10 protein-coding genes are annotated in these 15,729 nt (G+C 64.5%); all 10 read right to left on the bottom strand.

The genetic code is table 11. The annotated features are described in order from the left end of the window. Positions 1-89: 89 nt before the first annotated feature. Positions 90-851 (bottom strand): hypothetical protein, encoded by a 762-nt coding sequence (locus IPI56_03235; protein ID MBK7544755.1) that lies wholly within the window; start codon positions 849-851, stop codon positions 90-92. 112 nt (positions 852-963) lie between these two features. Continuing rightward, the gene (locus IPI56_03230) at positions 964-2,124 is read right to left on the bottom strand and encodes a hypothetical protein (GenBank protein ID MBK7544754.1); all 1,161 of its coding nucleotides are present in this window, start codon (positions 2,122-2,124) and stop codon (positions 964-966) included. A gap of 60 nt (positions 2,125-2,184) precedes the next feature. After that, positions 2,185-3,825 (bottom strand): FecR domain-containing protein, encoded by a 1,641-nt coding sequence (locus tag IPI56_03225; GenBank protein MBK7544753.1) that lies wholly within the window; start codon positions 3,823-3,825, stop codon positions 2,185-2,187. Between the two features lie 79 nt (positions 3,826-3,904). Next, positions 3,905-5,545 (bottom strand): FecR domain-containing protein, encoded by a 1,641-nt coding sequence (locus IPI56_03220; GenBank protein MBK7544752.1) that lies wholly within the window; start codon positions 5,543-5,545, stop codon positions 3,905-3,907. A 97-nt stretch (positions 5,546-5,642) separates the two neighbouring features. Next, positions 5,643-6,149 carry a periplasmic heavy metal sensor gene (locus tag IPI56_03215; protein MBK7544751.1) on the bottom strand — a complete coding sequence of 169 codons (507 nt, stop codon included), beginning with the start codon at positions 6,147-6,149 and terminating at the stop codon, positions 5,643-5,645. An 11-nt stretch (positions 6,150-6,160) separates the two neighbouring features. Further along, a complete protein-coding gene (locus IPI56_03210; protein MBK7544750.1) occupies positions 6,161-6,514 on the bottom strand; it encodes a hypothetical protein in 354 nt (117 codons plus the stop codon). Beyond that, positions 6,511-7,104: a sigma-70 family RNA polymerase sigma factor gene (locus IPI56_03205; GenBank protein ID MBK7544749.1), complete on the bottom strand. Its 594-nt coding sequence runs from the start codon at positions 7,102-7,104 to the stop codon at positions 6,511-6,513. Before IPI56_03205 ends, IPI56_03210 begins: the two co-directional genes overlap by 4 nt. Before the next feature lie 43 nt (positions 7,105-7,147). Beyond that, positions 7,148-7,474: a hypothetical protein gene (locus IPI56_03200; protein ID MBK7544748.1), complete on the bottom strand. Its 327-nt coding sequence runs from the start codon at positions 7,472-7,474 to the stop codon at positions 7,148-7,150. Between the two features lie 67 nt (positions 7,475-7,541). After that, positions 7,542-8,771, bottom strand: coding sequence for a DEAD/DEAH box helicase (locus IPI56_03195; GenBank protein MBK7544747.1), 1,230 nt, complete (start codon positions 8,769-8,771; stop codon positions 7,542-7,544). 67 nt (positions 8,772-8,838) lie between these two features. Beyond that, positions 8,839-15,594: an HAD family hydrolase gene (locus IPI56_03190; protein ID MBK7544746.1), complete on the bottom strand. Its 6,756-nt coding sequence runs from the start codon at positions 15,592-15,594 to the stop codon at positions 8,839-8,841. Positions 15,595-15,729: the final 135 nt, after the last annotated feature.

Below are 15,729 nucleotides of genomic sequence, written 5' to 3'. Positions count from 1 at the left end.
CCACCGTGAGTTCCAGGGAACCGAACCCCGCCCACACGGTCGACCAAAAAGACGGAGCGACGGGAGCGGCGGATTTTTTGGTCGTCACGTCAGAGGCCCTTCAGGCTCTCCAAAAGCTTCAAGAAATCCTTTTCGGCCGCGCGGACCAGGCCGTCCTCGCCGACCATCTTAAAGAACCAGGAGATGTCGGGCGTCGCGTAAATGGCGCCCATGATGCGGCGCTTGTGTTTTCCATCGATCAAGGGGTCCGCGCTCACGTGGCTGACAAAAGTCATGGGCCGTCCCGCCGGGGCGATGGATCGGCTCTCCTGGGGCAATTCCGACTCGGACAGGGCGGGCAGGCCGATTTGGCCCCGCCAACGGTTGATGTTGCCCAACAGACCGCCCGCCACGCCGGACAATTGGGTGACGGACAGGTCCGCCGTCAAACCGTCGGGGCCGGGAATCACAAAGGTGGCGTAACGGAAACCCGACCCGGGTTTTTCGGTCCAGCCCTTCGGCGTGGACCAGGAAACGGCACGGTCCGGGGCCGGGGCCGGCGCGATGCCGGCGGCCTGGGCGGAGGCCATGTCCATGCCCATACCGACGCCGATTTCCGGATGGCCCTCCGGCAACCCGCCGCCCGTGGGGGGATGGCCTTCCGGCAGGGCCCCCGACACCGGCGGGTGCCCCTCCGGCAAAGCGTTGTCCATCGGGGGGTGCCCCTCCGGCGGGGCGCCGTGGTCGTGGCCGTCGTGGTTGTCGTGGGCGGCCGCGGGGGGCGGTGTTTCCTTGGCCACGGTGTAGGAACGCATCTCCGGGGCCCGGCAAGCGATAACAAAGAGAGGCAAGAGGAAATAAAGGCGTCGCATGAAGGCGGGATTATAAAATTTTTGGAGCGGCGCCGGAAGGCGTTACGGCTCGATCCAGAGGTCCGTCATTCCCGAGTGCTTCAGGCAGGAATCCATGGGGGATCGCCGGTCGTTACATTTCGTAATTCAGGCCCAGGAAGTAATTGGAAGAGGAATAGTTGTAGCGGTAGGTCGACTCGTAGCGCATGTTGGACTTGGCGTCCTCGTAGGCCCCCTGCAGGCTCACCGAAAACCCCCGCCCCAGGGGGTACCCCAACGACAACCGCGTGCGCAGGGTCTCCGACCAAATCGCCGTTTCCGTGAACGTCCCGTCCCCCGCCTGCACCGGCCGGTCCAGGTATCCCCGCCGCGTCCAACCCACGCCGAAACCCGCCGTCGCCCGGCCCGCCACGCGGAAGTTGACGTCCGTCCCCAACGTGTACTCCCGGTAATCGTAATAGTTTGGGTTATAAACGTTGACGTCCGCCGCGTAGTTGTTTTGATTGGAGAAAAGCGACGCCCCGGAAAGGTTCAACTGCACCGAGGGCTCCCAACTCCAAATAAATTGACGCTCCCTCAACATCACCCGCGGCGCCAGGGAGGCGAACACGTAATAGTCCATGCGTTTGCCCCCCGTGAAAAGCCCCGTCTCCTGCACCACGGCCTGCTGGCGGAAGGGCCGCGCGGCGCCGAACATTAGCATCGACACCGACGCCTTGTCCGAAAACCCGTACTCCCCCTCCCAGGTCGCGTCATGGGACCGGAAGTCCAAGGTGGCGTCCCCCGCCGCGATCTCCGCCCCGAAATTATCGATCGTCAGCGGGTCGAAGTTCGGAAACGCCGTCTCCGAAAAGTCCAGGGCCCAGCGCAGGCTCCGCCACCTGTCCCCGCGCCGCTCCGCTTCCACCCCCAGCCCCCAGCGACCGTAGTCAAAAAGTCCCTTGCCCCATGGCTCGTCGGTGGTGTCCTTGATGAACTCCCGCTTATACCCCAACCGCGCCTTCGCCCGCCAGCGTTCGTTCAAAACCCAAATTCCTTTCACGTCGCCGTGGTAGATCTGCTGTTCCTGGGTCAGAAACCCGCCGCCCGCCAGCTCCTGCACGTCCCGCACCGCCTGGTAGCGCGCCGACACGCTCGGCATCAAGGTGAACCGTTCGCTGAAGGCCACCGCCGGCACGAACAACAGCGCCCCGTTGGGGCCCGTCACCGGCGATTCGTTGTCCCCCGAAAAGAACGACTGCCCGCCGTAGACGTCCAAGGACAAATAGGGCGCCCATTCGGCCGCGCGGGCCAAGGGGCCAACAACATCAACGTGCTTATAATTTTGGCGTGAAGTCGTCGTGGTGTCATAAGGTTAGTATCCTGGGGGAAGGTTGCTCCAACCGTCGTCGCTTCGCCCCATGGCGAACCGGAAAACGGGGCTGTACAGCAGATCAATATTGCGAAAACCGAAATCGGTCGAGCTGTAGACCTTTTCGAAATTCACATCGTTGAAATCGAACGAGCTCACCCGTTGTCCGTCGGGCGCCACGCGGTATTGTTGCACCCACAAATTGGTGGCGATGGTGGGCCCGCCGCCGTTGGCCCCAGGGGCGAGGTAACCGTTGCGGACGATGATTTTTTCCGGGAAAAGAGAAAACTCGACCTTCTCCGATTCCCGGGCATACCCTTCGCTGGTGTTGTATTTTGTACGCGCCGTAATGTCGGTGAAGTAATGGAGGCGCGTCTCAAAGCTCAAAAGGTCGACCTCCCGGTTATCGCCGATGCTACCACCACTGCCCACTTTTACAAAGTTGTTATAACCCCAGGGGTTGTCGAGGGCTCCGGGGGTCGACGTGACCCCACCAAAGTCATCAATGTCCCTGGATTTTGTGGCCTCGTAGTTCGCGCTGAATTTGAAAGCCGTATCGGGGACCCAATGGGACAGGAGCATCGGGTCCTTCCCGGCGCCCTTGACCTCCACAAACCAGTGATCAAACACCACCTCGCTGAAATCTCCGCGGCCTGCGGTGAAAAAAACGACCGGCGCCCCGTCGACCCGCCATTCCCGGTAATAATCCAAACTGTTGGAGGCCATGTAATGGGTGCTCTTGGCGTACAAACTCATCGTTGAGTTGCCTTCCTTAGAATACAGATTGAGGCCTTCCAGACTGGACGGCAGGGTCGCATTGGCCACCACGTCCAAACGGGAAAAATCCGTGCGGCCTTCGCGGTGGTTGACGACGACGTAGGCGTAGCTGTCCGGCGCCGGGCGCAGGATGAACTCCTCGATCCGCACGCGCCGGCCGAAGGCGTCCACCGCCGCGCGCCCCAGTTGATACTGCTCCTCTTTCTGCCCGTCCGCCGCCTTCTCTTGGAACCCTTCCCGCCGGTCGTCCTGCCGCTTCTCCACAAAGATCTCTCGCCGCACACGCTCCCGGTGCCCCACCGCCCCCTGCATCAAATCCTTCGGCATCATCTCCGGCGGCCGCGGCGCCTGCCCCCGCGGAATCAGCACCGTCTGCCCCTTCAGCACCTCGATCTCCTTCGCCAGCCCCGCCAAATCCCGGTAGTTCACCGCCCCTTCCAACACCGACAGCCGCGACGACGTGTCCTCCGACACGTCCATGTCAAAGGTCGTGCCGCGCACGGCGGCCACCGCCACCGGGGTCCGCACCTCAAATTTGTTCGCCGGCCTCAACTTCTGCACGAACGCCCGGATCCGCCCCACCAGCACTTTGAACTGGGTGTCCTTCCCGTTTTCCGAAACGGATTCGATCGTCGTCTTGGGCTGGACGTACACCGTGTGCCCGCCCTTCGTCCGCACCCGCGCCAAAGAGTTCGCCCCCGTCCGCAGGGAATCCCCCGGCTCCACGCGGCCTTTACCACGCAGGGCCGCCCACCGCGCCGACTGCGCCTTCTTCACGTACGCCGTCCCACGCGTCACACGAACTTCCGCGCCGTAAAGGACGGTCGAGGCGACGATAAAAGCGATGGCAAGGGATATTTGTTTCATAGGGCCAACAATAGATAACCCCGGTGGGGTATTTTGTCAACCGAGGGCGAAAGCGGGAAGAATTGAAAGCGCATGGGCCTCAATAGCCGGGCGGCAGATCGCTCCAACCGTCGTCCATATCGCCCATGGCGAATTTAAGATAGGGGCTATAGATCAAATCGATGTCCCGAACGCCGAACTCGCTGGAGTGGTAAACCCGCTGGGAATTGAATTCCGTCGCGGTCGCGTCCCCGAAGGGCAAGCGCGCGCCTTCCGGCGTGACCCGAAACACCTGGACATCCAATCGAAAAGGCAGGTAATTGCCAGGACTGATCGGATCCCTATAATTGTTTTCAACAAACTTCCTGTCCGGCGTGGTGAGCGTGGGGTGGAGGCCGGAAACGCGGTCATACCCTTCGCTGTAAATATTGTAAGCATCGGAAATTGCTGAATCCACGAAATAACCGAAACGGCTCTCGTTTGAATAAATATCGATGCCCTTGTTGTCGCCGATAACGTTATTGCCGTGTTTGTCGTAGTTTTTATAGCCCCAGGGACGGTCCAGGGCGCCCGAACTTCCCATGTCGAGGGAATAAATAGAGGCCAAAGAATCGTAGCCGGTGCCCCCGCCGAAGTAAGAGGCTTCGGGCACCCAGTGGGAGAGGAGTTCCGGCGTTTCCCCCGCCCCCTTGATTTCAACGAACCAATGTTCAAAAACAACTTCCTGAAAAGTTCCTCGCCCCGAGGAGATAAATTCCTTGGGTATTCCCCCGGAGCGCCATTCCCGGTAATAGTCTTGGCCGTTCGAGGCCAGGAAGTGGGTGCTGAGGGCGTACAAGTTCAGGGGGTCGACAACAACCGAACTCGGCTTCGTGAAAAGGTTTAAACCTTCCAGTCGCGCGGGAAGAGGGTCGTTCGCAACGACGTCCAAGCGTGAAAATGTTTGTCCCCCCTCGCGGTGGTTGACGACGACGTAGGCGTAGCTGTCCGGCGCCGGGCGCAGGATGAACTCCTCGATCCGCACGCGCCGGCCGAAGGCGTCCACCGCCGCGCGCCCCAGTTGATACTGCTCCTCTTTCTGCCCGTCCGCCGCCTTCTCTTGGAACCCTTCCCGCCGGTCGTCCTGCCGCTTCTCCACAAAGATCTCTCGCCGCACACGCTCCCGGTGCCCCACCGCCCCCTGCATCAAATCCTTCGGCATCATCTCCGGCGGCCGCGGCGCCTGCCCCCGCGGAATCAGCACCGTCTGCCCCTTCAGCACCTCGATCTCCTTCGCCAGCCCCGCCAAATCCCGGTAGTTCACCGCCCCTTCCAACACCGACAGCCGCGACGACGTGTCCTCCGACACGTCCATGTCAAAGGTCGTGCCGCGCACGGCGGCCACCGCCACCGGGGTCCGCACCTCAAATTTGTTCGCCGGCCTCAACTTCTGCACGAACGCCCGGATCCGCCCCACCAGCACTTTGAACTGGGTGTCCTTCCCGTTTTCCGAAACGGATTCGATCGTCGTCTTGGGCTGGACGTACACCGTGTGCCCGCCCTTCGTCCGCACCCGCGCCAAAGAGTTCGCCCCCGTCCGCAGGGAATCCCCCGGCTCCACGCGGCCTTTACCACGCAGGGCCGCCCACCGCGCCGACTGCGCCTTCTTCACGTACGCCGTCCCACGCGTCACACGAACTTCCGCGCTTTGGGCAAAGGAGACGCAAAGCAAAACCGCCAGCACCGAACCGAGGGTTTTCATGCCCTTTATATATAGGCCCTAAACCCCGTATTTTCAACAAAAAAAGACCTTCCCCGGGGATCCCGGGGAAGGTCTTCGTAAACCGCCTGGCGCTTGTTTATCTATCCTTACGTTCCCGGCGGCGTTGGAAGGGCCGCCCCTCGCCACCACCCCGGCGCTTCTCGCCGATCTCCCGGAGTTTTTTGAACTGTTCCGCGGTGAGGATTTCCCGCACTTGCAAGACCCCGGCCAACCGCTGTTCGGCCATTTTGTTGTGCAGGGCCTTGAGTTCCTCGTTGATGGATTTGGCTTTGCCGGAATCCACTTTAGGCTTTTCCAATTCGGCCCGCAGGGCTTCCCGTTTTTCCTCCATTTGCTTCCAGAGGGCCTGGTTGGTTTCCCGTTGGGAACGCCGATGGGCGCGCAGTTTTTCCGCCTGCTCCTTGGTCAATCCCAGTTCCTTGTTCATCTCCTCGAACCGGCCCTCCGTTTTCCCCTCGTCGCCGCGTGGGCCCGACCCGAACCCCGGGCCGTCGTCGCCCATGGGCTCGGCGAACAACCCGGCCCCGGCCAAGAGGAACAAGCCGGTCAACAACACCCCCGCTCTTTTGTTCAATGTGTTCATACCGCCTCCTTTCACAATAAATATTCTTCCACGTTGGTACCGTACCCCGCGGAGGACTCGTCCTCCCAGGGCAAAGTCGAATCCCCGGTGAAAACCGTCGCGCCGTTGATGGGCGCGACCGGGGGCCGCAAGAACAAAAGGCCCAGGGCCAAGCCCCCCACCGCAACCAACGACCAGCGCGCCGGAGCGGTGGAGAAGGCACGCCGCAACGCAACCCAAACGCCCGCGCTTCCGGGGAGGGGCTCCCGCCGAACGCGTTCCATGACGCTTTGGACGAAGTTCTCGGACGAGGCCGTCCGCGATCGGGGCCACCCGGCCCGCAACCGGCGCCAAACCACTTTGTCTGTTTTGTTCGTTTCGTTCATGACGGTTCTCCCGCCTGTTGGACGACGGAGCCCCCCCCAAGGTGTCGCGCCGACGCGATCAACCGCCGCCGGGCGCGCCGCAGGCGGGCCTTGACCGAATCAAGGGAGACACCCGTGGCCGCCGCGATTTCATCGTAACGGAACCCCTGGCTCTCGCGCAGGATCAAAACGGTTCGATACTCTTCCGGAAGTTCCGCCAGGAGTTCCGCCAGCCCGCCCGGTTCGACGGGGGATTCCCTTAAGCGGCCCAACACCCCGTCGCCCTTTTCCAGCATCGCGTCCAGGGACTCCGCGGGACGGCGGCGGCGCGCTTTTTGGGAGTCGAGGCATTGGCGGTAGGCGATGCGATAGATCCAAGTGGCGAAGGACGACTCCCCCCGGAAATCGGCCAGGTGCCGGTAGGCCTTCAGGAAGCTTTCCTGGGCGGCGTCTTCGGCGTCGGAGGGGTCTTTCAAGAGGGAAGCGCAGAGGGCCCGCACCCGGGCCTCGTGGCGGCGCACCAGGGGGGCGAAAGCGTCGGGATCGCCGTCCAAAACGCGGCGCACATCGTCCCGGTCGGTGGAACTGAATGCGGCGCGGTCGGTGTTCATGGACGCCCGTTGGACGACCCGGCCGGATGGAAAGTGTCGGGGGTTACCGCGTCAATCGCAGAACGCACGTCAAACGAAAGTCGCAGGGCACCGAGGGGTCGGTGTGGGCGGGTTCCCGGCAGACCCGGTTTTCCTCGGCCGTGTCGCCGCCGCCCTGGTGCAGCGCCCGCGCCGCGTCGGTCACATCAAAGTGGCCGTTGCCGCAACGACCGGGGCAGGGGGCCGAAAAGTCGCAGGGGTCGGAGGGCGAAAAATTCCGGACGACGTCTTCGTAGGGTTCGTTTTGGGGGGAAAGAAAATGGAACTCCACGCGCAGGGCGGTGACCCCGGGGAAGCGCTCCCGCAGGGACGATTCGGGCTGTCGCCGCATTACTTTTTTTTCGTTTTTATTGGGGCCGGAGGGCCCGCGACGGCGTTTCTTGTAAAAAGTAGGCATGTTAGCGATTCCTTTCCCGGACAGGGCGATGGCGACCCCCGCCGGGTCGTCCGCGCGCTCCGCTGAAGGGCGGCCGCCGTTGGGTCGGGGCGGGGTGGCGGGGCGGGCTGTTGTATTGGAAGCCCGGCAGCACCGCCCGGGGAAAAACGACCCCGACAAAACGCTCGATGCTCTTGACCGCCGACTCCTCAAGGGGATCGACGAACATCATCGCGTCGCCCACGCCGTAAGCCCGGGCCGTGCGGCCCACGCGGTGGACGTAATCCTCCGGGGCGCGCGGCACGTCAAAATTGACCACGTGGCTGATGTTCTTGACGTCGATGCCCCGGGCGGCGATGTCCGTGGCGACTAAAATTTTCGTGCGGCCGTGGCGAAAATCCTCCATGGCGGCCTGCCGTTGATTTTGGGACCGGTTGGAGTGCAACCGGCCGGACCGATGGCCTTCCTCCGCCAACCGCTGGGCCACGCGGTCCGCGCCGTGCTTCGTCCGTGTAAAAACCAGGACGGAACGCATTTCCATGGACTTCAAAAGCGCCAACAAAAGGCCCGCCTTCTGGGACTGGATCACCGGGTAGACGATTTGGCTGATGCCCTCGGCCACCGTGGTGGGGCGGGCGATCTCGATGCGCAGGGGGTTCCGCGTCGCGAAGGCGGCGATCCGCTCGACCTCGCCGTGGAGGGTGGCGGAAAACAGCTGGGTCTGTCGCTCGGACGGCACCTGCCGCAGCACGTCCTTGATGTCCGGCAGGAATCCCATATCCAACATGCGGTCGGCCTCGTCCAGAACGAGTTGCTCGACCTTGTGAAGGCTGAAGTTGCGTTGATCCAGGTGGTCCAGCAAACGGCCCGGGGTCGCCACCAAAATCTGCGCCCCCCGGCGGACGTCCTGCACCTGGCCGTGGTGGCCCACGCCGCCGATCACCACCGCGGTTTTGAGGTTCGTAAAGCGCGCGCAATCGCGAAAACTCCGGTCCACCTGCACGGCCAGTTCGCGGGTGGGGACCAGCACCAGGGCCCGCAGGCCCTCCCCGGGTTTCGTCAGCAAATGTTGGAGGATCGGCAAGGCGAAGGCCGCCGTCTTGCCGCTTCCCGTCTGGGCGCACCCCAGCACGTCGCGGCCGGTCAGGGCCACGGGCAGGGATTTTTCTTGAATCGGTGTGGGTTGTTTGAACCCGAGCGCTTGAATGGCCCGAACCAAATCGGGATGAAGCCCAAACGATTGAAACGGCATAAAACTCCTTTGTTTTCGCGGATGACACCGACTATAGCACACGGGATCGAGAAAGGCACGAACCGTTTTAGGCGGCCGAGGCGATGGCTTGAAAAACCCGCTGTATTTGATCCCAACGGCGCAACGGCATCGTCACCGGGAACCACAGATCCAAGAGTTGGACCAGCGCGTTGCGGAAAAGGGCGCTGCGGGCGGAGCCCGCCACGAAGACCACGTCGGCGGTGGTCATCAGGCGCCCGTCGGTGTAGCGGGAAAGGTCCACGCGGTCGGCCACGAAGCTCTCCAGGTCGCCCAGGTCCCAAACCACCGACCCCGCCGACCGCCGCGGAATATCCGCCAGCGCCCGCACCCGGGGATGGGCGAATGTCTTGCGGGCCAGGGCTTCCCGCCCCTCGCTGTCGAGGGGAAGGAGGACGACCTCGGCGGGGGGCTGGGCGGAGGAGCCCAGCGCCCGTTCCACCGCCCCGTCCAGACGGGGCACCATCGAACGGGAGACGAACACAAACACGACCGGCCGACGGCCCGCGTCGCCGTCCCCGCCCGGGTGGACACCCGCGAACGGCCCGGCCAACGATCGCCCCATCAAGGCGAGGAGCCGGAGGCGTGGGATCCCCACCAGGCCCGCCATCGGCTTGAGCCCGGCGGCCGCCCAGGATTCGCCTCGGGAAAGCGGCTCGAACCGCAGGGGACGCCCCACCCCCAGATCGCTCGAGCGGGAAACAATGTTGGCGAGAATGGCCCGGTCGATGCCTGTTTCGGGCACTCCGAGCGGAAGCGGCGCGCCGCCCGCGGGGGGCGCCCGGAACGCGCGCGCCGCCCGCCGCGCCCACCGATGGAGGACGCTCGATCGCCCATGCCGCCAAAGGTCCCAGACCGCCCAGACCGCGGCGACCCCGACGGCAACGACCGGCGCGGACATCCCCAAAAGCAACCACAGCCCCCCTTCCCGCAGCGTGCCCCCCCTCCCCGGAGGGACCAAACGGTCCAGGGCCGCTTCGAATTGGGCGAAACGGGGGTTTCGGATGGCCGAGGACGGGGGTGTCCGCGCCAGGGCCGCCAACCGCTTGAAAAATAACGCGCGGCGCTTTTCCAATTCCCCTTCGCGGCTCATGTGAAGGGGCAGGGTGCCGTCATCGGCCGAAAGAAGATCCCCGTAGAGGGCCTCGACCTCGGCGGGGGTTGTCCCGTTGAACAGAATTTCGTGGGCGACGATCGATTCGCGCCGCCGTCGCAGGTCCTCGGGCGCAAATCCTCCCTCGGCCAGGCGCTCCCGGAAGTCACGGACCGCCGCGGCGAACGCAGCCCGGCGCTCCGCAGGGCTTTTCCCGGCCCACCCCTCGGCCCAGGTCCCCAGGGCGGCGCGGGCGATTTGATCGGTGTTCATATCGCCTTCGGACGCCGCGCGGCCCACCCCCAAAACGTTCAACAGGGCCGCGGTGTCCGAGTAATCCCCGTAAACGAGGACATCGGCCCCCGCCCTCCGCAACCGTTCGGCGTGGGCGGGGCCGGTCACGATCCCCACGGCCAGGGCCCCGTTTTGCCGCGCGGCGGCCATGTCCCCGGGACCGTCCCCGACCATGGCGACGCGACGGCCCTCCAATTTTTCCTCCGCCACTCGGTTCGCGATGACCGCCTCTTTGTGCCCTCCCCCGTGCACGCGCGAGAAGAGAGAAGCCACGGCCAACCCCTCCAGCACGCGGCGGCGGGTCCCGGCGTTTCCGCTCGTGGACACCTCCAAGTGAACCCCCGATTTGTGAAGCGCCTCCAAGAACGCCTTCAACCCGGGGATGACGGCCGCGGGAACCGCCCGCTCGATCATGGCTCGATTGACGGCGGACCGCACCACATTTTCGGACCAATTTTTTCCGCGGGGACTGTCCACCCGCGGCAGGTTGCGTTCCCGGGCGAACCGATCCAATTCCCGCTCCTGGTCCTCCAAGTTCATCCAATCCGTCTCGGCCAACACGGTCTGAATCTCCCGTACCTGGTGGGGCAGAGGGATGGGGGTTCCGTGGAGAAAGCGCGCCCAGAGCGTGGCTTTTAAATCGAACGGATACCCCCGCCACAGGGTGCCGTTCACATCAAAGAAACAAAGCGTGACCGCGGCGTCTTTCACCCGTTCGGGGTGGACGATCTCGACGGTGCCCGGCGCGGGTCCGGCGCGCGGGGGGGGAGCGCGAACGTCTTCGATCACCTCGGTCCGCCAGAGCCGGGCGTGGGCCGGGGACAGACCGGCCAACACGAACGACGGCGCCTCCCGGTCGATGGTGGTCACCGGAAAATACGGATCCCCGGCGTCGTGCCCTTCCACCTGTCCGCCGACGGCCTGGATCAGAGCCCCGGGGGCCACGATGTCCCAGGGCTTTAACCGGTCGCTGGCGAAAACCGCGAAATCGGACGGGACCCCCGGCACGTCGACGCCGACCCGCCGCAGGGCCAGGGCGGTCAACCAATAACCCGCGGACCCGGCGCGCTCGAACACTTCGCGGCATTTTTCTTTCGCCGCGGCGAGGTGGGGGTAGAACCGCCCGACGGCGGATTTTCCATGGGCCATGGCCGAAAGGCGGGACAAATCCAAAGGCGGGAGGGCGTTTTCCACGGGCGGACGCGCGCGCCCGTTCACGAAAAGCCCGGGGCGGTTTCGGCGGGCGGAAACGACCAAGGGTTTCCCGTCCGGCCCGAGGACCCGGGGGAGGGCCACCACCGCGACGACCGGGTCCCCTCGAAAGGTCAACGCGATGTGCACCGCGAACACCACCGAACCGCGCAAATAGGATTCGCTGCCGTCGAGGGGATCCACGTGCCACACATAGGGGGAAGCCGCGTTGGCCGCCGCGCGCTCGGCCAGCGCCGGATCCACGGACGCCAGGTCCTCTTCCACCACCACGCCGTGTTGGGGGAACGCGTGCAAAAGAGCCCCCACGATCATCCGGGTGGCGAACACGTCGGCGTCGCTCAACCAACTGCCGTCCTCTTTTTGGGCTTGGGATTGTCGGGCCGCGTTTTGGAAGGCGACGAGCCATTGGGACACGCTCCGAGCCACCGCCGCGGCGACCGATTCGCCGACCTCCGCCAAACGGGTGTTTTCATCAAGCGTCGGGGGGAGCGCGCCCGAGAGGTCGAACTCCCGACGCAGCGTCAACGCCGCCCCGGCGGGAACGCTGGGGCCGTCGAGGAAACCGGCGAATTCCACCCAAACCGCCTTCCCCTGGAAGGCGAAATCCATCGTGGCGCGCGCCATCCAATTTTCAAGCCGGTCCGAGGGGAGAGCGGGATACAGGGCGTGAATCGCCTCCTCCACCGCATCGACGTCGGGCGGGTTTTTCGTCCCCCCGGGCGCAAGCAGCGACCGGGTTTCCCGCAACCAGCGGGCAAAGGCCCACTCCAGCAACCAACGGCGGCCCTCCGGGGAGAGCGTCGGCCGGAAGACGCTTAACCGGCGGACCCAGTCCGAAAAGATGGAAAGATCTTGTGCCGTCGGATTGGGGAACGAAGCCAACAAGTGGTTTTGAAGTTCCGCCTCCAATTTCCCCGACGGCATTTCAAAATAGCGCTGGACATAGCCGTCCCCGTCCGGCGCCGGGGCCCACTCGAAAAGATCCTCTTGAAGTCCCAAGCGATGGGCCGCCCCCACCACAAAAACCGCCCGGGCGTCCGGGTCGAGGGGGGATTGACGGAGGTGGGCTTTTAAACGCTCGTTGCGAAGGAACGTCGCTTTCGCCAAAACCAAAAAAGTTTGCAAAGCGCGTTCCATCGCCCTATCCAGCGCGGGCTCTTTGGCTTTGGGGGAGATGGACCAGGGCCCCAGGGACCACGACGCGAAGGCAAGGAACACCGATTGGGCGATGAAAAAATCAACATCGGGGGCGAAGGGTTCGGCGACGAGTGTGATTCGCCGGCGGTTTTTAAATAGCCACTGCCGCCGTACTCTTCCGAAATCCCCCTCCGCGCCAACGGCCGCAAAGCCCGCCTCGTCCCCACGCTCGAGGGCCGCCGTCCGTTCCCCGAGCATTTTCACCGTCAAGGCGTTTTGAGGACCCCAGAGAGACACCCACCGGCGCATGCGGTCCGGCTCCCAGCGAAGGGAGTCCATGTCCACCGGGGCGACGCCCTCGCCTTTCGCGAACAACAGATTTTCGGCCACCTCGGGACTTCTTTGAAAAGCCTCCAACAATTCCTCTCGCGGGAAAACCGACCCGTATTCTTCGACAAAAAACAGGGGGTAGGGCAGGGCGTCCAGAACCGCGGCCGGGAAGTCCGCCTTGGTCTCGTGCCGAACCGGAATCGCGTAAACGGCCCCCCCGCGGGTGTCCGCCAGAAACCGCTCCAAACGGCCCAGCTCGTTGGAGATCGCGCGATGAATTTCACCCGCCCCGCGCCCCGCGTCGGGGGCAAGATAAATGACCAACCGGGACCGGTCCCGGGACAACTGGATCCCCGACCGGTGGCGGGATCGGAGGACAACACGGGGGGAAAGATGGCCCAACCGGGGCGCCAGGTCGGTGAAAGCCGCGCGAAGTCCCGCCTCGTCGTTCACCCGGGCCCGAAGGGCGGGATCCAACGAGATCCGGACATCCCCGGGCAAGGCCAACCGCGCCTCGGGATGCGCAAAGTTGTAAACCGCGTGGGCCAGAGTGAGCCCCGCTGAGAAGCCAACGCCCACGGAAACCGTCGCCAACGCCGTGAGGTTCAACAGGAACGGCAGGAGCCCCCGGGCCGCCCACTCCGCGCCCCAAAACGACAAGAGCGTTCCCGCCACCCCCAGACCGAACCCCGCCCCCAGGGTGGCCCCCGTGGGAAGCCAACGGGTCAAGCCCATCGCCCGTTGCCGGAAAATCCAAACCGCGCGCTCGTTCACCTTTTCCGGATCGGTGCCGCGAACCACGACGGGGTGGACGCGGAGGAAATCAAAAAACGCCGCCCGATTGAAAAGGGCGCGGACGGTTTGGGGCCACTCGCGCAAGGGTTTCCAAAAGACGTCGCGCGCGTGCCCCGCCGCCCGCTGACGGAAAGAGGGTTTCCCGCGGGCGTCGTAAAACACGTGCACGTTCACGCTCTCGCCGTTGGCGAACTCCGCGTGCAGGTGCGGAATCAAGTCCCCTTCCATCCGCACCGTTTTGATCGGGACGAGGCCCTCGTAAAGGGCGTTCAGCGCGCCCGCCGGATCGGGGTCCAGGGCGGCGGCGTAAAAGGGGGCCTCGGCTTTTCCCGCGGCGGGGGGCGGCGCGAGAAAAAGCTTTTCCCCGGCGGCGATCCGCTCCAGGGGCAATTTCTCCTGGGCGAAGATCGACAGGGCGGCTTCCCCCGAAGCCGTGGCCACGGTTTCCACCCGGGGCACGAAACGCACCACCGTGAGGCCCGCGTTTTCAAGGGCGGCCGTCAGCCCGTCCCCGTGGAACCCCCCCGCCACCAACAGGGTCAAACGGGCGCGGCGTTCCTGGACCCCCGCGATGACGCGGGCCGCCATGGCGTGATCCCGGGCCTCCGCGTTCCGGTAGAAATCCATGAAGGGATTAAAGTCGTCCGCGCGGGCGACGGCTTTGTGTTCTTCCCAATCGACGGGCGTGAGGGCGAAATCCACCAGGCGCAAATCCCGGGCGATGCGCCGGTCCTCCTCGAGCCAGGCCTTTTCAAACTCCGTCCGGCCCCACCGGACGCGGACATCTTTTTCCACCCGGCGCAGGGCCCGTTGGAGATCCGATCCGCTTATTCGGCCCGCCCGAACGACGTACTCCACGTACCGGTCAAAGTCCGGCGAAAGAGTCCCCCCCTTTTTCACCAGCCAACGGCGCAGGGTTCCGTAAAAACGGTCGTGGGGCAAGCGCCCCGATCGAAACGCCACGCTGTCGTTCAAAAGCTGTTCTTTCTCCGACGGCGTCAAGCGTTCCGTCAGTTCCGACAACACCCGCGCCCGCTCCGCCTCAACGCCGGGAAAATCCAGGGCGCTTTCCATTTCCAACACCCGAACGAATTCCCGGAAAGCGGGCGGGAGGTCCTCGACGGGCAACAGGGCCGCCAACGCGCGCGCGTGGGTTCCGAGCGACGCCGTTCCGTCCTCAACGGCTTGCGTCGAATGGACGAAACGCCGCAAGGCCGGATTGAGTTGGGCGATTCCCTCCCGGTGCGCCGTCCTTTGGCGGATCAGATCCTTTCGAAGTCCGGGCGCCCTGTCCCGGGCGCGCCGGTAGGCGTCGACGTTGGCCGCGTGCAAAGAGAGGCTGTCCACCCCGTCGACAGGGGAAGAAGCGGCCGTCGACACGAGGACGGCGTGAACCGGTCCGGACAGGCGGTGGTTCGCCAACAGGAAATCCGCGACGTTCAGGACCACGTCCCGCCGGGGGTAGGAACGCCATCGATCGAAGCGGACGGGGCCGGCGGCGCCTTCCAGGGCCACCCAGTCCAAACGGCCGGTTTCCGTCAAGCGGTGGAGGAGTTTGCCGATGTTCCGTTGGGCGCCCTCGTTTTGATGGAGATCTTGAACCAAGAGGACGACGGGGCGGTCCGCGCGCGTTTTCGGTGATACCGATTGAACGGTTCCCAGGTCCGGGGTGAGGACGGCAAACGGTCCGTCTGAAAAATCCGGGGCGCCGTGGGGCCAGGGGGAGCCCGGGGCCGCGGGGCCGGGCCGGAGGGGAGGGAGGGCAAACCGGACGGAAAGGGAGGCCTCCCCCCGACCGGTGCTTCGCGCCAACAGGGCCGCGTGTTTTTCCCGGCCCGCCCGTCGCCTTTCCGCCCAAAAGGCGGATTCGGCCGAATGCGCCGCGGCCACATTGACAAGGGCGTAGACACCCGTTAAGAAAGCGCGGCCCAGGGAAAGGTTCACGAACCAATCATAACCGCCGTCGGTCGAGGAACTTATTAAGCGTTTGTAAACATTTTGTAAACACCCATTCATTTTGCGGCGCGTCCCGTCCTTGACAAAGCGGGGTTTCGCCTTATTCTTAGGGAGGCCGCGACC

The organism is Elusimicrobiota bacterium (genome assembly GCA_016706425.1).
GTDB lineage: Bacteria > Elusimicrobiota > Elusimicrobia > FEN-1173 > FEN-1173 > JADJJR01.
The sequence above is the reverse complement of the archived record's forward strand: the minus strand, read 5'-3'. Positions and strand labels throughout refer to the sequence as shown.